Genomic DNA, 19,997 nt, shown 5'->3' with positions numbered 1-19,997 from the left:
TCGGCGGTTGGTGCCCGGGCCGTCGCCTGCGAGACTGGCGGCCATGAGGCTCAGGAATCGAATCGGGGGGATCGCCCTGGGGGCCCTGGCCGGGGTCCTCGTCGGCGCCGCCGGCGGATGGGGAGCGAGCGCTGCGCAGACGGAGCCTTCGGTCGTGGGCTACGACCCCCTGGCGAGCGCGCTCGAGAGCTCGGCGCTCGAGCGCGCGGCGGGGCATCTCGACACGGCCCTGGCGGCGGCCGATCGCGCCCTCTCGGTGGCTCCCCGCGATCCAGCGGCGTGGCTGGTGCGTGCGGAGCTCTTGGTGGACCTCGGCCGCCACGGCGAGGCGATCGAGGCGTTGGACGAGTTGATCGCCGCGCGCGGCGAGTCGGCCCGAGCCCTGACCGCTCGGGCCCGCGCGAAGGTGGGAGCCGGAGACCGGAGCGGGGCCGAGCAGGACGCCCGCGGGGCCCTGGCGCTCTACCCGGCCAGTGGCCCGGCGCGGGCCGAGCTGATCGAGCTCCTGCGCTCGAGCGGACGCCCCGAAGAGGCGCGCGCGCAGTTGACGCGACTGCGGCTCCAGGCGCCCGACCTGGCCTGGGCGGTGGCTTCCGACGCGCGTCTGCGCGCGGCCCAGGGGCACGTGGACGCGGCGCTGGCCGAGTTGGAGGCCGCCCTGGCGGGGGACGACGCGATCGGCTCCGTCCGGCGGGCGACGATCGAGATCGCCCTGGACGCCGGCCGCGCGGGCCGCGCAGTCAATGCGGCGGATCCCTGGCTGGTCGCGCCGTCCAGCGCTCCCGACGTCGATGCGCTGGTGCTCGCGGCGCGTGCGGCTCGGGCCTCGGGGCGCGAGCTACAGGCCCTGCGCGCCTCCCTGGCGGCGCTCGATCGCGACGGCGCGTCGGCCGCGGCCCTGGACGCCACGGTCGAGCTCTTGGGCGAGTCCGATCGCCTGGTCGAGACTCTGCTGCGCTCGCGCCTCGAGCGTGACGACGACAACCTGGCCCGGGCTTGGCTCGGTCGCCGCGCCCTGGACGACGGCCGCGTCGGCGAAGCGCTCGAGCTGCTGGGCGAGCAGGGTGCGACGGCCGAGCTCCAACTGCTGCGCGCGGAGGCCCTGCGCCGCGGCGGGCGCGAGTCCGAGGCGATCGCCGTGCTCGAGCCCCTGTGCGCCGCCGGCGGGCCGGCCCGCGCCTTCTACGAACGGGCCCTGGCGCGCTTCGCCCTGGGTCAGCTCGAGCTGGCCGCCGCCGACTTCGAACGGGCCGCGAGCGGCGAGTTGAGCGGATTGGCCCAGTTCAACCGCGGCGCCGTGCTCGATCGCCTGGGCCGCTACACCGAAGCCGTCGCGGCCTACGAGGCCGCGGTAGCCGCCCAGCCGGACATGGCCCAGGCCTGGATGCAGCTCGGCAACGACTACCACTTCCGTCTCGGCGACCGTGCCCGTGCGGCGGCCGCCTACCGGCGCTTCCTGGCCGTGGCCGGGGAGGACGCCCAGGTGCGCGCCTGGCTGCAGGAGGTCGAATGAGCGCCTGGATCGAGCGCGGCGGGCCGATCATGTGGCCGCTCCTGGCGGTTTCGTTCGTGACCCTGACGATCGTCGTTGAGCGCCTGCTGTTCTGGCTGCGCGAGGCGCGGGTCAGCAGCGCGGACGCACTGCAATCGGCCTGCAAACGCCTGGGCGTTCCCGGTCGCCGCCAGTCGGAGATCGAACGCCTGCTCGACCGCGAGGAAGGGCGCCTGTCGCGCGGGTTGGGCTGGCTCGACACCGCGGTCACCGCCGCGCCGATGCTCGGGATCCTCGGCACCGTGCTCGGCATCATCGACAGCTTCGAGCTGCTCGCCGCCGACGGGGCGGTGGATCCCCTGGCGATCTCGGGCGGCGTGGCCCAGGCACTGATCACGACCGCCACGGGCCTGGCCATCGCGCTCCTGGCGCTGCTGCCGTTCAACGCTCTACGCGCGGCGGTCGGCCGGCGCATCGGGCGTCTGGAGCGGGACTGGCGCATCGTCGGCGAGGACTCGGAGGCGCGCGGGTGAGAGCCTCGCGGCCCCGATCGCGCGCGGCCCGTTGGGAGCGCGGCGCGCGCGTCGAGATGCTGCCGCTGCTCGACGTGGTGTTCCTGTTGCTGGCGGTGTTCCTGCTCTCGGTGGTTCGCATGGTGCGCTCCTACGCCGTGCCGGTGGACCTACCGGCCATGGCCACCGGAGTGCAGGCCGACGTGCCGGCGGTGCTGCTGCTGGGCGTCGACGCCCAGGGCCGCCTGTTCGCGGCGGGTGAAGAGACGACCCTCGCGGGACTGCGGGAGCGGCTGCGCGCGTCGCTCTCCGCCGATCCCGAGTTGCAGGTCCTGCTGCAGGCCGACCGCGAGGCGCGCCACGGGGACGTGGCCGAGCTGCTCGACGCGGTGCGCGCGGAGGGCGCGGGCCAAGTTCTGTTGGTGGCCGAGCCCGCGCCGCTCAGCGGTGGAGACGGCTGATGGGGCGCGACTGGCGCGCGGCGCTGCTGGTGGCGGCCTTGGTCCATGCCGGGGTGCTGTTGATGGGATCCGACTCCCTCGACGCGAAGCCCCTGGCCCTGGGCCACGGGATGGGGCCACGCGGTGACTTCAAGGTCGTCGCCCTGACGCCGGACCAGGCCCGCCTGCTGCTGGCACGGCGGGGCTCCGAGCGCGTGCCGATCCTGGTCGAGGCCGGCGGCGCGGGGCGGTCGGCCACGACCACGCCGATCCCGCTCTTGTCACCGCGACCCCAGGGCCCGAGCGGCTCGTCCCTCGGGGGCGGGCCGACCCTGGGCGATCTCGGCGCGGGGCGCAGCGGCCAGGCCCCGACCCGCGAAACCCTGCGCGAGTCGGTCCTCGGCGCGCCCGAGTCGCTGCCCGCCGCGCCGACACCGGAGTCGGGGTCGCCCAACCAACCGAACCTGGCCGGGAGCGAGTCCGCCGACGACCCGACCGAGGGTCCGGACGAGTCGGGGGCGGGGGAGCTGGCCGGCAGCGGTGGGCAGCAGGCGCGGGACACCGGCGCGGCCGACGGGGATCGAGCCATCGGGCTCGACACGGCGACTCTCGACGCCCTGTCGGTAATTCGCATCTCTCCCGCCTACCCGCCGGAGCTGGCAGCACGGGGCGTCAAGGGCATCGTGCGCTTCGAGTTCACCGTCAACAGCCTCGGCCGCGCCGAGAACATCGTGCGGCTCCAGAGCGGCGGTCACTGGCTCCTCGATGACGGGGCCGAGCGCGCCCTGCGACTGTGGCGCTTTCCCCTGTCGCAGCTCTCCGCGCGGGGTTGGGTCGGCAAGAAGTTCCGCGTGAGCATCGGGTTCGGCACGAACCCGCCCTGAGATCCCGGCCGCTCGAGGAGCGCCGCGGGTGGAATCCTCCCGCACGCTTGGCGTAGAAGTAGCCCATGGTCAGATCCGAAGCACGGAGCACCCTCGTCGCGGTGCTCATGGCCGCGCTCGGCCTGATCGGCTGCGCGCCAGCGAGCGATGGCCCGGGGGGCACGTCCGGCAGCGGTCGGGGTGGGCGCGGCAGCATCACCTCCCAAGTGGCCGGGCAGCAGGGCGCGGCGGGCGTGCAGGCGCCCGTCGTCGAACCGGAGCCCGTCGACCCCTTCGAGGGTTGGACCGAGGAGCAGATCGCCGAGTGGCAGCGTGCCCGTCGCGATCGCGTGCGGCGGGTCTTCTCCAAGGTCCTGCCGCCGATCGAGGAGGCCGCCGAGCGCTACGAGGAGCACGGGAGCCTCGAGCGCCGCAGCCTCTTCGGGCGCGACCAGCGCGACAACCAGGAGTCCATCGATCGGCTGCTGGACAAGGCCGTCGAGGCCCTCGAGCTGTCGTCCCTGGACGACGTGCGGACCGAGTTGCGCGGACTCGAGGACCAGGCGAGCGAGCTCGAACGCCGCCTCGCCCGCGACCGCGAGGCGCGGGTCTCGGCCCCGCGCTCGGACGAGGTGAACGCAATCGAGGATGCGATCACCGTCACCGTCGAGGAGTACGACGCGCGCATCGCCCAGGACCAAGAGACGCTAGAGGGCCTGCGTCGCGAGTCCGACGAGCTGGTCGATCGCTTCGTCGACGAGCTGCGGGCGGTGGGCGTCGAGCTCGACCGCGAGGCCGCCGAGGGTCTGCTCGCGGCCGTGTCCGGCGACGAGTTCATCAAGCTCTGCGCGGTCTTCGACAACGTGCGCCTGGTGACCGAGCAGCTCCAGGAGCTGACCGAGCAGTCGGGCGAGAACCTGGAGACGGCGCGGCGCTACTACGGCGTGTACGTGGTGCTGATCCGGATCATGGATCGCCTGCAGCTGGACTTCGTTGCCAAGGTGCGCGAGGAGCAGATTCCGCGCCTGCGCGAGCTGGCCTCCCAGGCGCGCGACAACATCGTCCAGGCGGAGCGCAACCTGCGCCGCGACGGGGACCCGACCATCGGCGCCAAGAACATCACCGCCAACCGCCTGACGATCCAGGCCACCGAGATCTACGTCGAGTACCTGAGTGCCCAGGCCACCGACGTGGAGCGGCAGAACGCGCGCCTGCAACCGCGCCTGCGCGACGCGGTCAACACCTACGAGACGGTGCGGGTGGCCAGCCAGGTGGCCGAGATCCTGCGCGAGAGCGCGCGCGATCTGGACACGCTGCTGAACCTCGAGGTGCCGCGCCTGCGCGCCTTCGAGAACAGCGAGCTGCAGGCGGAGTTCATGCGCTTGACCGAGGAGCTGGGCGGGTTGCAGTAGGGGGGGCGGCGCGGCCTGTGGTCGAAGCGGTTGCTGCTGCGGCCTGCGCCGACCACGGTGGGCGAACTCGTCCATCCCGCGCGCTGGTGAACCTCGGCTGCTGTGGGCAACATGGCGCCATGCGACGCGCCCAACCTGTGCTCCAGGTCCTCTTCCTCGGTGGTTTGATGGCCCTGTCCTCCTGCGCCGCCGACAGGGGCGTGGTCTCCGCGTCGGAGGCGGGCGAGGATTGGATCGCGCTCTTCGACGGCGCCAGCTTGGACGGTTGGACGCCCAAGCTCGTCGGCCAGCCCCTGGGCAGTGATACCGATCGGACCTTCCGCGTCCGCGATGGCCTGCTGGTGGTCGACTACGGCGACTACGAGGGCGACTTCGCCGAGCGCTTCGGCCACCTGTTCCACGAGCTGCCCCTGTCGCACTACCGCCTGCGGATCGAGTACCGCTTCGTGGGTGAGCAGGTCCCGGGTGGGCCGGGCTGGGCTCTGCGCAACAGCGGCGTGATGCTGCATTGCCAGGACCCCGCGACGATGGGGCTGGACCAGTCGTTCCCGGTCTCGATCGAGGCCCAGATGTTGGGCGGCGACGGCGTCCATGAGCGGCACAACGGCAACCTGTGCACGCCGGGCACCCACGTGGAGATGGGGGGCGAGCTGATCACGCGCCACTGCACCGACTCGACCTCGCACACCTACCACGGGGACGAGTGGGTGCTGTTGGAGCTCGAGGTCCACGGCTCCGAGCGGGTGGTCCACTGGCTCGAGGGCGAGCCCGTGCTCGAGTACGGCGGCCTGCAGCTCGACCCCGGCGATGCGGATGCGGCGCGCTTGCTCGAGGCTGGTGCAGCCCTGGAGCTCGACCACGGCTGGATCTCGATCCAGGCCGAGAGTCATCCGCTCGAGGTGCGACGAATCGAGCTGTTGATGCTGCCCGAGACCGACTGAGTCGCGGCGGCCAGGGTCATCGGCGGTTCCGAGCGAGATCAAAGGCTTCGAGTCGAGCGTCGAGCGAGTCGCGATCGGCGTCGAGGGAGACTCGCGCGACTGCCAGCTCGTGGGTCAAGTGGGCCTGGCGGGCGATGGCCTCGCGCTGCTCGTCGGTTCGCATCAGGGGCAGGATCCAGCGCAGCATGTCGAGCATGTGGATCATGACTGCAGGATCGTTCTGGGCCTGCTGACGAATCTGGTCGATGGCGGTGTCGACGACCCCCCGGAAGTCGGTGGCGTCCAGGTGCACACGGACTCGGCCCTCGCTGTCCTCGAGGTGGGTCTGCATCGCGCCGCGCTGGGCCACGCTGGACAGGGCGGTTCCCAGCTCGTCGATGCAACCCATGGCGGTGAAGGGGTCGTTGATGCCGGGCGAGAGGGCCCGCACCGCGATCTCGACCAGCTGGTGAAAGCCGAACTCCAGGTCTTGGATGAGGGTGCGGCGACTACCGATGATCACGGCGCGGCGGATCGAGTCGGCGATCTCGTCGGAGACTTGCGGGGTCCCGTGGACCCGCGCGAGTACCCCGCCGGCGAAGACGTAGTCGCCGGGGCGACGGGCGACCCACAGGACCAAGTCTTCGGACTCGGCGTGGCGCAGCAAGGCCGGTGAGTCGACGGCCTGCAGGGTGCCCGATTGGTGGGCGAGTACGGGCAGCCCGCCCTCGGGCTCTTCGAAGCCGCGGTTGCTGTTCGGTGCGCCGTCCAGTCGGTCCGCGTCGGCTTCTTCGTCGAGCGCAGGCAGGACGCGCGGAATCAGGTTGTGGAGCTCGCGGCCGACGGTGGAGATCACGTTGGTGGCTTGGATCGACTCAGCCACGTGGTGGATGAAGAAGATCAGCACCCCGACGTTGGCCAGGGAGAGCAGCACCGCGCCCATCAGCGCCATCTGGTGCTTTCCTCCTCCAAGGCTCGAGCTGAAGGAGGTCAGCCCGATCACGCAGTAGACAAAGGTCCCCAGGAACGTTCCGAGCACGATCTGGTTCATGCGGTCGCGCATGAAGTTGTAGAGCAGGCGCGAGCCGAACTGGTTCGAGGCCAGGCTCAGGGCCACGATCGAGATCGAGAAGGTCAGGCTGACGATCGTGATCGTCGCTCCCGCGATCGTCGACAGCACCGCCCGGGCGGCCTCCGAGTCCCCGACCTGCAGCCAAGGCGGGAACACTCTGGTCGGGATCACACCGCCCAAGTCCAGAGTGATCGTCCCGGCCGCCAGGGTGCCGGCGGCGAAGACCATCAGCGTGGGAACGAACCAGTAGCTGGATCGCAGCCCGTCCAAGAACTTGGCCAGGTGTGCGCTGCCGGGGATCATCGGACGGCTTCCGGATTCACCCTGGCCTCGGTGCGAGGTCGTGCCATGGCCGGAGTCTAGCAGCCGGCGGGGATCGACCAGCGGGCGCGTGGTGTCGGCCGGCTGTCGAGCCCGCCGCTCATTCGGCCTCAGAAGCGGAAGGTCCAGCCGAGCTTGCCCGCGATCGCGCTGTCGCGAGGGGCGTAGTCTCCGCCGGTCGCTTCCCAGTCCTGGTTGAGCACGAAGAAGGCCTCGCTGCCCGGCTCGATGATCCAACGCAGGCGGCTGTTGAGCCCCACCAGCCTCGAGCCGTTGTCGTACTGGGCGAAGATCGACCAGGCCAGTTGCGGGGTGAAGGTCCAGTCGATCCGCGCGCGTCCCAGGTGCACGTCGAAGGCGCCCTGGGGCAGGTCGACCTCGCGGTAGACGTAGTCGAGGTCCAGGGTGATGTAGCGGTTCGGGCGCCACTCGATGCCGGTCGAGAGGTCCAGCCGGTCGCCCTCGTAGAAGTCGCCCAGGACCAGGCTCAGGGTGCCGCTGACCTCGCGCTTGTCGCTGCTGGCGAGGCTCGCGGAGTAGCGCCACCAGTCGTAGTCCCCGGCCGGGATCGTGACCCCGTCCGCGATCTCGAAGTCCTCGTCGAGGACCTCGCGCTCGCGTATGGCGGAGAGGGACAGCTCGTCGCCGGACTCCAGGTCGATCTCGAGCGGCTGCAGGCGCAGGCGCTCGCTCTCGGTGTTGCCCTCCCGGTCGGTCACGATGCTGGGGTCGATCGCGAACTCCAGGGCTCGGATCGTGCCGTTGATGCGCGGTTCCCACTTGTAGGTTCCCGCCCAGCGCCGAATGTCCGTGCGCGGCACGAAACCCAGGCGCGGATCGAGGTCCGCGCCGATCTCCACGTACTTGGTCTCGAGCTGGATCTCGTCGTTGGGGTAGTCGAGCTCGAACAGCACCGCGTTGGCCGCGCCGCCACCGTCCTCGTTGTCGGTGCCCACGACGTAGGACGAGAAGCGCAGGCTGCGATCGCCGAGGAAGTCGTCGGTTCGCAGGTTGAGATCGGCACCGTAGGTGACCGCGCGGCCGTCGCCCGCCGGGTCGCCCCAGGTCACGATGCCGCCCACGTCGGACTGCTCGAACAGGTCGAAGGAAGCGCGCGCCACCGACAGGTTCTGGCCGTCCAGATCGCCCGCGTCCCCGGTCTGCACGTCGAGCACCCCGACCGTGTAGCCGTCACCGCGGCTGGTGAGCTTGGCCGCGGCCAGGATCGGCGTCTCGCTGCCATCGGCGTCGAGACCGATGCGCCGGCTGAAGAAGGGGATCAGGTCCGAGCCCGACTGCCCGGCGCCCGGCGGACCGAAGAAGAAGGCACCGGAGTCCTCCAGGAAGAAGTCGCGCTTCTCCGGGAAGAACAGCGGGAAGCGCGTCAGGTTCACCTGCCGCGCGTCGACCTCGGTCTCGGCGAAGTCGGTGTTCAGGCTCAGGGCCAGCTTGGTCTGGGGCCGGACGCGCCAGAACAGGTCGAGGCCGGCGTCGCCGCTGTGGTCGCGGTCGCCGCTCTCGTCGTCACGCGAATAGCCGGCGACCACGAAGGGCTTCAAGTCGAGCCCGAGCACCGGCTCGAGTCCCCCGACGCCGTCGAGGAAGCCGGCGCTGTTCGCCTCGAAGAAGCCCAGCCGCCGCTCGGGGCTGGCCCAGCGCACGCTCTCGGAGTTGCGCCGGATGAAGCGCCGCACGTTGAAGCCCCAGCGCTCCGCGTCGGGCGCGAAGCCGGTGGTGGCGTAGGGAATCGCGAACTCGCAGAACCAACCCTCGTCGGTCCAGGTCGAGGCCGCGTCGAAGATCCCGTCCCAGTTCTTGTCGAAGCGCGAGCCGTTCTTGGTCAAGAGCGCGTCGCCCTTGCCCCCGGCCGGCCCGATCTGGAACCAGTGGGCGTCGCGGCGGGTCAGGAAGGTGTCGATCAGGATCTCGACCCGATCGTCCGGATCCAGGACCGCGTCCCGCGCCATCTGGGTGCCCCGAATGAGATCCGGCCGGTCGTCGAGGCACGCGACGCCGATGTAGATCGCTTCCTCGTCGTAGGCCACTCGCACCTCGGTGCGTTGGCTGGGTTCGCCGCCCTCGATCGGCAGGACCTGGACGAACTCGTCGATCACGTGACACAGGTCCCAGATCGGGTCGTCGAGTCGGCCGTCCACGACGGGAGCGGGCACCTGCGCCGGTCGGCGCAGGAGATCGTGCGAGGGGAGTTCCGATTCCGGCGTGGGAGCACCGGCAGCGAGCGTCAACAGGGCGAGGAGCAAATCGCGCCCAGTGCAACGAGTACGGCCACGGGGCTCAAGAGCTCAGGCGGACGTCAGGTGCCAGGCACGAAACCGCCGCCTAACGGGAGACGCCCTGCCGCCACAGGCGGCAGGGCGTCTCCCGCTAGGCGGCGGTTTCGTGCCTGGCACCGCTCGCGCGCCTGAGCTCCCGAGTATCGTGCCCGCCCCGTGACGAGCCCGGCCGAACCGCAGCCCCGGATTCCGGGGATCCTCCACCTGGCCTGGCCGCTGGTGGTCTCGTTCGCGCTGCGAGCGGCGTTCACCTGGGTCGACCGGATCTACGCGGCCTACCTGCCCGATCCGGACGTGGCCCAGGCCGCCATCGGACTCGCCCAGCCGATCGAGTTCCTCTTGATCGCCTGTTGGGTCGGCAGCTCGAACGGTCTGACCTCGCGCCTGGCCGCAGCCATGGGAGCCCGCGAAGGCGCGCGCGTCGAGCAGCTCAAGCGAGCCAGCCTGCGGCTGATCTGGAGCTTGGTTGTCCTGTTCGTCCTGATCGCCGCCGCGATCTGGTTCAGCGCGCCGCGGCTAGGACTCGAGGCCAATCTGGCCCGCGGCTTCCAGGTCTACGGCGTGGCCCTGATCGGTGGCTCGGCCTTGACCGGCTTCTGGGCGATCCTGCCCGACAGCCTGGTCAAGGCCCACCAGGACACGCGCACGACCATGTGGGCGGGAATCATCTCGTCCGTGGTCAACGTGGCCTTCAACACGCTGTTCGTGTTCGTCTTCCACTGGGGCCTGTTCGGCATCGGGCTGTCCACGGCAATCGGACGCCTGGGCGGCCTGGCCTACTCGATCTGGAAGGCCGGCCAGCACGAGCGCGCCCGCGTCGGCGCCGGTCGCGACACGGCGCCGGGGCTCTACGACCGTCCCATCCGGGCGCTGTTGACGATCGCGATCCCCTCGGGGCTGACCTACGTCCTGATGGCGGCCGAGGGCTTCGCGGTCAACGGCATCCTGGCCAACAGCCACACCAGCTCCGGTGCGACCGGTGCCGCGCTCAAGGCGATCCAGGCGGACGCCCTCGCGGCCTGGTCGGTGTTCGGCGCGGCGGTGTCCTTCCTGGCCATGCCGGCCATCGCGGTCGGGGTCGCCATGTTGCCCCTGGCGGCGCGCCTGGGCGGTGCGGCCGAGGGAGGTCGACTGCGTAGCGAGCTGCGGACGGCGCTCTTGGCCTGGGCCGGCTTCGGTCTGTTGGTCGTGGTGCCCCTGGGGCTGTTCGGCTGGCCCTGGCTCACCGACGTTCTGCTCGAGAGCGAGCAGGCGATCCAGTTCGCCGCCCGAGCGCGCTGGATCCTGCCGCTCGTGGTGCTGGTGCTCGGACCCTTCATGATCACGCGGCCCCTGTTCGATGCCATGGCCGCGTCGAGGACCGGCCTGCTCCTGAGCTGCTTGCGGAGCCTGGGGCTGATCGTGCCCTGCACCTTCGCGGGCGGACTGATCGCGGTCGCCATGGGGGCCAGCGAGATGGGCGGAATGCTGGCCGGCAACGGCCTGGGCGTGGCCGGCGGGACGACGATCGCGCTAGTGAGCGCCCTGCGCCTGGTTCGCACCAAGGTCCCGCCCCAGGGCGACCGCGCGGAAGCGAGCTAGGATCTGGGTCGCGCGATCGTCGTCGCGGAGCCGCTCGAGGAGCGCGCCGACGTCGATGCCCTCGGCCTCGATCGACTCGCGTCGATGCTCGAGGTAGCCGCGCGTGATGTCGGCGTCGAACTCCGGGTGGAACTGCAGGCCCCAGGTGCTCGCACCCACGCGGAAGGCCTGGTGCGGATCGAGTTCACTGCGCGCCAGGAGGATCGCGCCGGGGGGCAACTCGGTGACGGATTGGCTGTGACTCTCCTGCGCGATCAGCGGCCCCGAGAAATCGCCCAGCAGCGCGTCGTCCTCGGCAGCCTCGAGCAGGTCGAGCGCGACCGCACCGACCTCGCGGCCAGCCGGGTTCCAATCCGCCGCTCCACCCAGGGCGCGCGCCAGGGCCTGGTGGCCGTAGCAGACGCCCAGGATCGGCAGCCCGCGGCCGTGGGCAGCGGTGAGCCAGCGTTCCATCGCCAGGCTCCAAGCGAGGCCGTCGGTGACCATCGCGGACGAGCCCGTCACGACGCAGCCACTGAGCTGCTCGACCGCCGGCAGGGCCTCACCGCCCTCCACGTCGACCACGAGCACCCCCGCGGGGTCGAGACCGAGTCCGCTGCGGAACCAGTCTGCAAAGTCGCCGCGTCGTTCCTTGACCGGCGGAACCGTCGTGCCGCACACGAAGATGGCGATGGGGCCGTGGCTCATGGGCCGAGTCTCGCGCGATCGTCGCCGCCGTTCAACGCTCGCCGGAGTTGCGGCGCGCCGACACGACCGCCGAACCCAACATCGACGCCAGGTGCTCCGCCTCCGACGGCGAGAGTCGCACGCAGAGCAACTCACGCCCATCGCCCGGCAACTCCGCCTGGGCCAACTCGAGGGTCACGAGGGGCTGCCCGTCGATCTGCTTGACCAGGTGCACGCGAACCTCGCCCGTGGCCTTCTGCGGATCGGCGGTGACGCCCACGCCGGCCTGGCCACGCACGCTGCCCACGGTGGTGAGGACCTCGCCGCCGAGGAACTTGGGAACCAACGCGCCCCAGACCTGCTTGAGGATGTTCATGCCTTGAAGATGCTAGCGCGAGTCCCACGACGCGGTGCGTTCGGATGAACCATCGGCCGGGTTCGGGGACGATGGGCTTCCAGGCGATGCAGGGCGGACCGCGGCCTGGCCCGACCGGTCAGGTCAACTGAACCTCGACCAACAACCCCGTATGCATGCCCTTGGGCGTCGAGACCGTGAGTTCGTCGGCCTCGCGGTGCACGTGCCACTCCAGGCGCCGCTCCTGCTCGTCCTCCAGGGCCGCGATCACAGCCGGCGGCGGCAGGATGAAGCGCGGGAAGCGGCGGCCCTTCCAAAGCTTGCCCTTCCAGGCGGCCAGCGCCGTCTCGTTGGCCGGGCAGGCGACCAGCACGACCTCCTCGGCGCGACTGATGGCGTGGCGCAGGCGTGCCATATCGGGCAGGCCCACGTCGATCCACAACTTGGTCTGGCCGGTGAAGTCCTCTTCCCACAGGGCCGGCTCGTTGCCCTTGCAGACCCCCTCGCGCAGCTGCAGGTTCTCGGACCAGAACAGGGCCCAGGCGATCAGCCGCGTGTGGAACATGGCTACCGTCTCGGAGGGATGGCGCGCCACGCGCAGGCTCAGACTGCGCCACAGGTTGCGCGTCTCGTCGGCGAGCTCGAGTTGGAGGGTGTGGACGACGTCACGCACGGCTGGGCTCAAAGGTCGATGCGGCGGTCGAAGACCAGGCGCCGATCGAGACGGGCGTCGAAGGTCTCGAACAGGACCGCGAGGTCGGGCTCGGGGGTGCCGCGGTAGAGCACTTTGCCGGCGGCGTCGACGACGGTCACCTCGGCGCCGTAGGGAACCATGTCCGGGTGCAGCAGGATCGAGAAATCGCGACCCCCGCGTGCATCGAGGACGAAGTGCGCGCCGTCGCGCGTGGCCCGCACGCGCATCACGTCGCCAGGTCGATCGCAGCCGAGCCAGTACAGGCCGTGCTGTTCGAGCCGCCCCAGGGGGTCCTGGTCGGTCTGCAAGGGGAAGGGCTCGGTCGCGTACTCCCACACGATCGTCCCGGGGAAGGTGTCGCGCCGTTGCTCGAAGATCCACTCGAGCCCCGCGCCGGGCTCGCCGCCGGGGAAGCTGTGGTCGAGGCCCTCGTGCAGGGTGAAGTGTTGCTTCACGTAGCCGCCCTCGTCGGCCGCCGCCAACTCCTGCAAACGCTTCCAGGCGTAGAGGTAGGTGCCGGGCATGCAGTTCCTGTCCACCGAACCCGTGTACCAGTACATGGCCAGGTTGCGGACGTTGGGCAGGACCCCGTGCTGCATGGCGGTCACGTCCTCGGGCGCCGGCAACTGCGCCTTGGGCGCGGCCATGATCACGCCGTGGGCGGGGATCGCGCCGGCCAGGAGGTCGGGATAGCGACCGGCCAGGTGCCAAGTGCCGGTGCCGCCCATGGAGAAGCCGACGCTGTAGACCCGGTCGGGGTCGACGCCCAGGGCGATCTTGGCCCAGTCGATCAGGCTCAGGACCATGCGTTCGCCGTGCACCGTGCTCCAGGCGTCGGTGTCCAGGCGCACGGCCTGGGGCCAGGCCGCGGCCAGCTCCTTGATCGGCCAGTTGGAACGCGCCGCCCCCGCGTCGCCCACGCCCGGACCGCCGCCGTGCAGGCCGACGACGAAGCCTTCATCCTTCTTGGTGTTGCCGACGAAGGACCAGGCCTCGCCCCAGGGCGTCTCGAAGGTCAACTTGCCGCCCTTGGGCGACGGGACGGGCCACTCGTCCTGGGCGGCCTCGAAGAGGATCTGGGTCGCCTCGGCGAGATGACCGGCGGGCAGGGGCTCGAACTCCGCCACGCGCTGCTCGAGTTCCGCGCGAACCTCGGCGTCCCAGTCCTCGAAGCGCGAGACCGGCCGCACCTCGAACCAGTCCTCGGCCAGCTTCGAGAGCTCCTTGGCGTAGCGCTTGTCGAGCGGGCCCCCCTGCTCCTGGGCTGACGGGTGCGGTCGAAGGCTGGCGCTGGCCGCCGTGGCGACGAGGGCCAGGGCCAGTGCGATGCGAGTCGAGCTTCGGGACACGGACATAGCGGCGCGATTGTAGGAACACCGGAGCGGCAGCGGCCGACGCCCCTGCGCCGCAGCGCGCACGGGAAGCGCGGGGGTCGGCCGCCCGTCGGCCCGTGCCTGGCGCGGATCGCCGTCCGAGCCCCCCGCCGGCCCCCTCGCCGAGTGGGGGCGCGCACGCGTCGCCGCCAGGGGGCGCGCGACGGCCGCCGACCGCGTCGGGCCCCCAGCTCGCCGGGGTCCCGAATCGATGCGTTCTCGATCGGCCGGCGATGCCTCCCTCGGCGACGGTCCCCGACGAATCGCTCGATCCGTGCAACGATCGGGCGCTGTGGGTGCAAGGGTTCCAGTGTCCGATTCAGTCACAGCCGACTTCGTGGCTTGGCGCCGCGGCGGCGATCCGCGGTTCCTGGCGCGGGTCTTCGACGCGGTGGCGCCAGAGCTTCTGAAGCTGGCGTTGCACCTGGTGGGCGACGGGGCGACGGCCGAGGACCTGGTCCAGCAGGCCTTCCTGGCCGCGATCGAGGCGCCCGAGCGCTTCGACGGCGAGCGCCCCGCCGGCGCCTGGTTGGCGGGAATCCTGGCCAACCGGGCCCGGCGGGTGCACCGGGAGCGGCGGCGTGAGCTCGACCCCGAGCGGCTCGAGCGGGTGCTCGGTGGCGAGGACCCGTCCGAGGCGCTCGCGGACCGCGAGCTCTCGGCGGCGCTCCTACGCGCCCTCGACGCCCTGCCCGAGCTCTACCGCGAGCCCGCCCTGCTGCGCTTCCGCCACGGCCTCTCGCCGGCGGAGGTCGCCCACGCCCTGCGGCGCAGTCCGGGGACCGTACGCAGCCAGCTCCACCGCGCGGCGGAGCTCCTGCGGCGGGCGGTCCCGGCCGGCGCGCTGCCGGTCTGGATGTTGACGATCGACGCTGAAGCCCGCCTCGGACGCCTGCGCGAGACCGTTCTCGCGCGGGCCGCCGGGGCTCCGATTCCTACGGGCGCCGCGGGCGCCCTCGCCCTCGTCATGGGACTCAAGAGCTGGATCGTCGTCGCCCTGATCGTCACCACCGCCGTCGCCGTCGGCGGCGCGTTCCTGCGGCCCGAGGCCGCCTCCGGCGAACCGGTCGCGGCGCACTCGCCCAGCGGTGGCGCCAGCCTGTCGTCCCTCGACGCCGTCACCACGCCGGACGTCTCCGGGCTCGGCCCCGTCGACGCTTCGCGGGTTGAGGTCGAGCCCACGCAGCCGCAGGCCCGAGTCGCTGCCGTCGATCCGCGGCCGCTGCTCACCATTGCGGTCCGCCGCGGCGGCATTCCGGTCGAGGGTCGACACTTCGTCGCGCGCGGCGATGGCGCAGCGTCCACGAGCGTCGAGGTCAGTGGCGTGACGGACTCGGACGGCCGCGCGCGCGTGGGCGAGCTGCGCGAGGGAACGGCGACCGTCGAGCTCGGCGGCGGGCTCACCCGGACCGTCGAGTTAGTGGCCGGTGAGCCGGCCGTGGCCGAATTCGACCTCGCCGACTCGTCGCGGGTCGCCGGCCGCGTGGTCGATGGCGCGGGCATGCCCCTGGCGGAGGCCCGAGTTTGGTGCCTGCCGCGCGACGGGGAGCCGCAAGCCGTCGCCCGCACGGACCGCGAAGGGCGCTTCGAGTTCGACGGTGCCAGGACGCAGATCGAGCTGCGCGCGACGCTCCCCGGCTACTCGGCGGCGCAGACGTTCCATCCGCGGTTCCTCTCACGTGACGTGCTCGGCGTCGAGCTCGTGCTCCAGGCGGGAGAGACCTGGCTCGACCTGCATCTGACGGACGACGGCGGCGGACCCGTGCCCGGGGCCCTGGTCGACCTCGCACCCGTGTTGGTCGAGGGCGCGACCCAGTTCCGGGGTGGGATGCAGGTGACCGACCTACCGCCCGGTGGCGGTGGGCGATCCAGCACGGACGGGACTCTGCGGCTCGGCGGGCTGGCGCGGGGTGACTACCTGCTCACGGTCTGGGCCGATGGCTTCGCCGATGTCCGGACGCAGGTCGAGCTGTCCGCTTCGCGCGAGATGGCGATTGCACTCGAGCGCGGGGGCACCGTCGCCGGGCAAGTGGTCGGCGCCGACGGACGCCCCGTGGCCGGCGCGACGGTAAGTCGTCAGGGAGCCAGCGGGCCACTCGGCTTCGAGCGCGGCGGCGGCGTCACCGTCGAGACCGATGACGACGGGCGCTTCGTGCTCCGCGCGGTGCCGCTCGAGCGGTCGGTCCAGATCCTCGCGCAGGTGAATGACTCGCGCATCCTGCGCACGTCGACCGAGGTCCGACTCGCCGGCGCGGGGATCGACGACCTCTTGTTGACCTTCCCGCCCGCCGAATCGATCAGCGGCCGGGTCGTCTTCGCCGACGGCTCGCCGGTCGGCCGGGCGTCCCTGATCTTCATCCCCGACGACGGCGATCCACAGGGCGCCGCGGGGGCGACGGCCGAGGACGACGGCGGCTTCGCAGTCGTGGTGCGTCCCGATTCGATCGGCACGCTGTACGTCGACACGCCGGACGTCGGCGGCTTCGCCGACAGCGGCTCCTTCGAGGGCGTGCGGCCGTCGCAGTCTCCCCACGACTTGGTCCTCGGCGGCGATCCAGCGGACACGGCGGGGCTGCTCCTGTCGATCGTCGACGCGCGGGGCCTGCCCGCCGTGGGCGCGCGCTACGTGGTCGTCGACCGTCGCAATCGTTCGTTGGCGAGTGGCCTCTTGACCGAGGGGCAGTCCACCCTCGACCTCGGCCGTCGACCGCCCGGTCCCGTGAGCGTCCTGATCGAGTCCCCCGCCCACGGTCGGCTGCGGTCGGAGAGCTTCGAGCTCGTGGCCGGCTCGACGGTCGAGCACACGATCACCCTCGCCGAGCCGGGCTCGATCGCCCTCGACTGGAGCCCGCGCGGGGCGGGCGAGGTCGAGCTGCAGGACAGCGAGGGACACCAGGTCGACAGCCTCTGGCGCGACGCTGGAGGCCAGTGGCGCTGCCCCCCGCTGCAGCCCGGGCGCTATTCGCTCGCGCTGTCGAGCGGCGGCGAGGAGCACCGACTCGAGGACCTGGTGGTCGCCGCGGGCGAGGTCCTCGCGGTCGGTCCCGTCGACTTCAGTCGCTAGAGGAGGCTCGACTCGGAGCTTCGTGTAGCGCGGCCTCCGGAAGGCCTTCACTCGGCCCGACCACCGAGCGAGCGGCGGACCGCGGTTGCCGGAATTCCTGTAACGATGGGGCGGCTCTGGTGCAGACCCCCCGGTGAACGACCTCTCCACACGGCACTTCCTGACCTGGCGCGGGCGCCGGGACGCGGCCTCCCTGGAGGCCGTGTTCGACGCCACTGCGCCGGGCCTCTTGCGCCTGGCCCTGCACCTGGTGGGGGACGCGCAGGTGGCCGAGGACCTGGTGCAGCAGACCTTCCTGGCGGCCATCGAGGCGCCCGAGCTCTTCGACGCCGCGCGCGGGGTCGAGGCCTGGCTGGCGGGGATCCTGGCCAACCGCGCCCGGCGGGTGCACCGCGACCGCGCGAGGCGGATCGACCCGGAGCGGGTCGAGCGCGCCCTCGCCGCCGCGGACCCGGCCGAGTTGGCGGCGAACCGTGAGCTCTCCGCCGCGGTGCTCGAGGCCCTCGACGCCCTGGACGAGCCCTACCGCCAGGCGGCGGTGCTGCGGCTGGTCCACGGCCTCGAGCCGGCGCAGATCGCCCACGCCCTCGGCCGCGCGCCGGGGACCGTGCGCGTGCAGTTGCACCGGGCTCTGGAGCAACTCCGGCGGGCGCTGCCAACTGGTGCGGCCCTGGGGATCCTGCCGCTGTTCGATGCTCGAGCCTCGCTCGCTGGCGTCCGCGAGGCGGTCCTGGCCGCGGGCACCAAGCCCGGCCTGGTCGCGGGGTCGCTCACCGCCCTCACCCATGCGGGAGCACTGATCGTGACCACCAAGATCTGGATCGCAGCGGCCGCGGCGGCCGTTTCCCTACTCGCCCTGATCGTGTTCGAGGGCGGCCGCGACGCGGCCCCCGCTGCACCGACCGCCAGTCCCGAGGCCGGCGGCGACGCACTGGTCGCGCTGACGACGCCCGCCGACACCGAGCGGTCAGCGCTGCTATCGTCTGCAGTCGACGTTCCTGGCGCACACTCGCCGATCGGATCCACCGTGGACGACTCTGCAGCGGACGGGAGCGTGACGATTCACATCCATGCGGACGGTCGCCCGGTCGCCGGGCGCGAGCTGCGTCTGCGTGTCGACGGGCCCGATCCGGAGCTCAACGCGCGCTGGCGCAAGACCGACGAGCGCGGGCTGGCCGTCGTCGACCGACTTCCCCCGTGTTCGTTCGCCGTGGAGGTTGCCGGCGGCATCTGGCGCGACGGAGCCATCGGGAGGGACGAGTCGAAGTCGATCGAGATCGATCTGGCGCAGTTGGCGCGCGTCGAAGGCAACGTCGTCGACGCCCTGGACGAGCCGATCGCGGGCGCGCGGATCCTGGCCCTGAATCGCCACGCGCCGCCGATGGAGGTAGCCGTCAGCGACGCCGACGGCCGCTTCACGATCGACGGGGCCGGCAGTGATTTGCGACTGGTCGCTGAGCACCCGGACTACCACGTGCTCGACACGGTCTGGGCCGACGCCAAGCCGCGCACGACGATCGACGTCCGGCTGGTCATGCACGCCGAGTCCGCGGTGCTCGAGGGGCTCGCCGTGGACGAGCGCGGCGATCCGGTGCCCGGCACCTGGGCCGAGCTGGCCCTTTGGACCGAGGTCGAGATGCGGCGCCGTGGCGAGGGCATCACCCTGGGCCTGCGGCCGCGGGCCGTGCGGGTCGACGACCAGGGGCGCTTTCGCTTCGAGTCCCTGCCCGCGGCCACCGTGGCGGTCGGCGCTCGCGCGCCGGGTCGCGTCGGCGAGTCGCGCACGGTCGAGCTCGAACCGGGTCGCACGACGCGCGTGACCCTGCGTCTGACCGACGGAGCGACGGTGGCTGGACACGTGCGCGACCCGCAGGGGCGGCCGCTGGCCGGGGCCCAGGTCGCAGGTCCCAGCGGCGTGGAGTTCGCGCGCGTGACGACGCTTACCGACGGCGATGGGGCTTTCCGTCTGGACGGCGTCGAGCCCGATCCCGAGGCGACCATCACCGCTCGCCGCGCCGGCGCGGACGAGTCCGGCGCCCGGGCGACCCGTGCCCTGCGCGCCGGCGAGCTGACCACGGTCGAGTTGACCCTCGCACCCGACGCGCGGATCGGCGGTCGCCTGCGCGGCCCCGACGGCGAGCCCCTCGCGGGCTGGTGGGTGGCCTTCGAGACCCGCGGCGACCTGGTCGCGCGCGGCCGACAAGAGGCCACCGGCGCCGACGGCTCCTTCGAGGTCGACGCCGCCGGGACGGAGCCAGGTTGCCTGGTCGCGATGCCGCCCGCACGCGGGGGCCTGCCGCCCGTGGCCGAGCGTTGTGACGTGCGTCCGGGCGATCGCGTGGACCTGTGGGTCGAGTCCGAGCGCTTCCCCGATGCGGGCTTTCGGATCGCGGTGGTCGACGGTGCGGGCAGGCCCCTGTCGGGTGCGCAGATCGGCTACGCGGTAGAGCGCGAGGGCTACCCGACCATGGGCAGCCTCGAGCCGGTCGAACCTGCAACCGGTGTGCTCGAGGTCGGACAGCTCGCGCCGGGTCCCGTGCGCGTCGAGGTCCGCACGGCCGATCGCGGGCGGCTGTCCCTCGGTGAGGTCGAGCTCCGCGCAGGGGAGCTGCGCGACCTCGGCACGGCGGCGATCCTCGAGGCCGGTAACATCGACCTCAGTTGGCGGCCGACGGCCGACGTCGTCGAGCCCGCGGTCTTTGCGCGGTCGACCGAGAGCCCCGGCCTGACCGAGGCTGCGACCCGCATGGGCGACGGGCGTTGGCGGGTCGGACCGCTCCAACCCGGCACCTACGACCTCTTGCTGGTGGATCGCGACGGCGAGCCGCTTGTGCCGTGCCGAGGGCTCGTCGTGGTCGCCGGCGAGACGCTGGAGCTGGGGCAAGTCGCGCTCGACTGACGCGGAGGCGTCGAGAATCCGCCGGGAACCTGCAACGCT

At 72.0% G+C, this 19,997-nt stretch carries 15 protein-coding genes; 9 read left to right on the top strand and 6 right to left on the bottom strand.

Annotated elements, in window-relative coordinates:
* The first annotated feature begins 43 nt into the window (after nt 1-43).
* The 6 genes from Pla133_RS17775 to Pla133_RS17750 all read left to right on the top strand — a co-directional run bounded on the left by Pla133_RS17775 (nt 44) and on the right by Pla133_RS17750 (nt 5,660).
* The gene (locus Pla133_RS17775; protein WP_419191682.1) at nt 44-1,513 is read left to right on the top strand and encodes a tetratricopeptide repeat protein; all 1,470 of its coding nucleotides are present in this window, start codon (nt 44-46) and stop codon (nt 1,511-1,513) included.
* Nucleotides 1,510-2,025, top strand: a complete 516-nt coding sequence (locus Pla133_RS17770; protein WP_145067686.1) for a MotA/TolQ/ExbB proton channel family protein — start codon at nt 1,510-1,512, stop codon at nt 2,023-2,025. The genes Pla133_RS17775 and Pla133_RS17770 overlap by 4 nt, the downstream gene beginning before the upstream one ends.
* Nucleotides 2,022-2,465: an ExbD/TolR family protein gene (locus Pla133_RS17765; protein WP_145067684.1), complete on the top strand. Its 444-nt coding sequence runs from the start codon at nt 2,022-2,024 to the stop codon at nt 2,463-2,465. The genes Pla133_RS17770 and Pla133_RS17765 overlap by 4 nt, the downstream gene beginning before the upstream one ends.
* Nucleotides 2,465-3,328, top strand: a complete 864-nt coding sequence (locus tag Pla133_RS17760) for an energy transducer TonB (protein WP_145067682.1) — start codon at nt 2,465-2,467, stop codon at nt 3,326-3,328. Before Pla133_RS17765 ends, Pla133_RS17760 begins: the two co-directional genes overlap by 1 nt.
* A 65-nt stretch (nt 3,329-3,393) precedes the next feature.
* Nucleotides 3,394-4,719 (top strand): hypothetical protein, encoded by a 1,326-nt coding sequence (locus Pla133_RS17755; RefSeq protein WP_145067680.1) that lies wholly within the window; start codon nt 3,394-3,396, stop codon nt 4,717-4,719.
* Nucleotides 4,720-4,838: 119 nt separating this feature from the next.
* Complete coding sequence (locus tag Pla133_RS17750; RefSeq protein ID WP_145067678.1) at nt 4,839-5,660, top strand: 3-keto-disaccharide hydrolase; 822 nt, start codon at nt 4,839-4,841, stop codon at nt 5,658-5,660.
* 16 nt (nt 5,661-5,676) lie between these two features.
* On the opposite strand, the gene Pla133_RS17745 is transcribed toward Pla133_RS17750, so the two are convergent.
* Nucleotides 5,677-7,014 carry a DUF2254 domain-containing protein gene (locus Pla133_RS17745; protein ID WP_145067676.1) on the bottom strand — a complete coding sequence of 446 codons (1,338 nt, stop codon included), beginning with the start codon at nt 7,012-7,014 and terminating at the stop codon, nt 5,677-5,679.
* 128 nt (nt 7,015-7,142) lie between these two features.
* The gene (locus Pla133_RS17740) at nt 7,143-9,188 is read right to left on the bottom strand and encodes a carbohydrate binding family 9 domain-containing protein (RefSeq protein ID WP_419195400.1); all 2,046 of its coding nucleotides are present in this window, start codon (nt 9,186-9,188) and stop codon (nt 7,143-7,145) included.
* A gap of 294 nt (nt 9,189-9,482) precedes the next feature.
* On the opposite strand from Pla133_RS17740, the gene Pla133_RS17735 reads away from it, so the two are divergent.
* A complete protein-coding gene (locus tag Pla133_RS17735; protein WP_145067672.1) occupies nt 9,483-10,907 on the top strand; it encodes an MATE family efflux transporter in 1,425 nt (474 codons plus the stop codon).
* Here the strand turns inward: Pla133_RS17735 and Pla133_RS17730 are convergent.
* From Pla133_RS17730 to Pla133_RS17715, 4 genes are all read right to left on the bottom strand, one after another.
* Entirely contained in the window at nt 10,839-11,594 is a 756-nt protein-coding gene (locus tag Pla133_RS17730) for a glutamine amidotransferase (RefSeq protein WP_419191680.1), read from the bottom strand. The genes Pla133_RS17735 and Pla133_RS17730 overlap by 69 nt on opposite strands.
* Nucleotides 11,595-11,625: 31 nt before the next feature.
* Complete coding sequence (locus tag Pla133_RS17725) at nt 11,626-11,949, bottom strand: hypothetical protein (protein WP_145067668.1); 324 nt, start codon at nt 11,947-11,949, stop codon at nt 11,626-11,628.
* 118 nt (nt 11,950-12,067) lie between these two features.
* Nucleotides 12,068-12,601 (bottom strand): YaeQ family protein, encoded by a 534-nt coding sequence (locus tag Pla133_RS26475; RefSeq protein ID WP_419191679.1) that lies wholly within the window; start codon nt 12,599-12,601, stop codon nt 12,068-12,070.
* Nucleotides 12,602-12,609: 8 nt separating this feature from the next.
* Complete coding sequence (locus Pla133_RS17715; RefSeq protein ID WP_145067666.1) at nt 12,610-13,977, bottom strand: dienelactone hydrolase family protein; 1,368 nt, start codon at nt 13,975-13,977, stop codon at nt 12,610-12,612.
* Between the two features lie 328 nt (nt 13,978-14,305).
* On the opposite strand from Pla133_RS17715, the gene Pla133_RS17710 reads away from it, so the two are divergent.
* Nucleotides 14,306-17,059, top strand: a complete 2,754-nt coding sequence (locus tag Pla133_RS17710; protein ID WP_419191678.1) for a sigma-70 family RNA polymerase sigma factor — start codon at nt 14,306-14,308, stop codon at nt 17,057-17,059.
* Nucleotides 17,060-17,192: 133 nt separating this feature from the next.
* Nucleotides 17,193-19,958 carry a sigma-70 family RNA polymerase sigma factor gene (locus Pla133_RS17705; RefSeq protein WP_145067662.1) on the top strand — a complete coding sequence of 922 codons (2,766 nt, stop codon included), beginning with the start codon at nt 17,193-17,195 and terminating at the stop codon, nt 19,956-19,958.
* Nucleotides 19,959-19,997 lie beyond the last annotated feature (39 nt).

The organism is Engelhardtia mirabilis (genome assembly GCF_007748095.1).
Taxonomy (GTDB): Bacteria; Planctomycetota; UBA1135; order UBA1135.
This window is presented reverse-complemented; position numbering and strand designations above follow the sequence as displayed.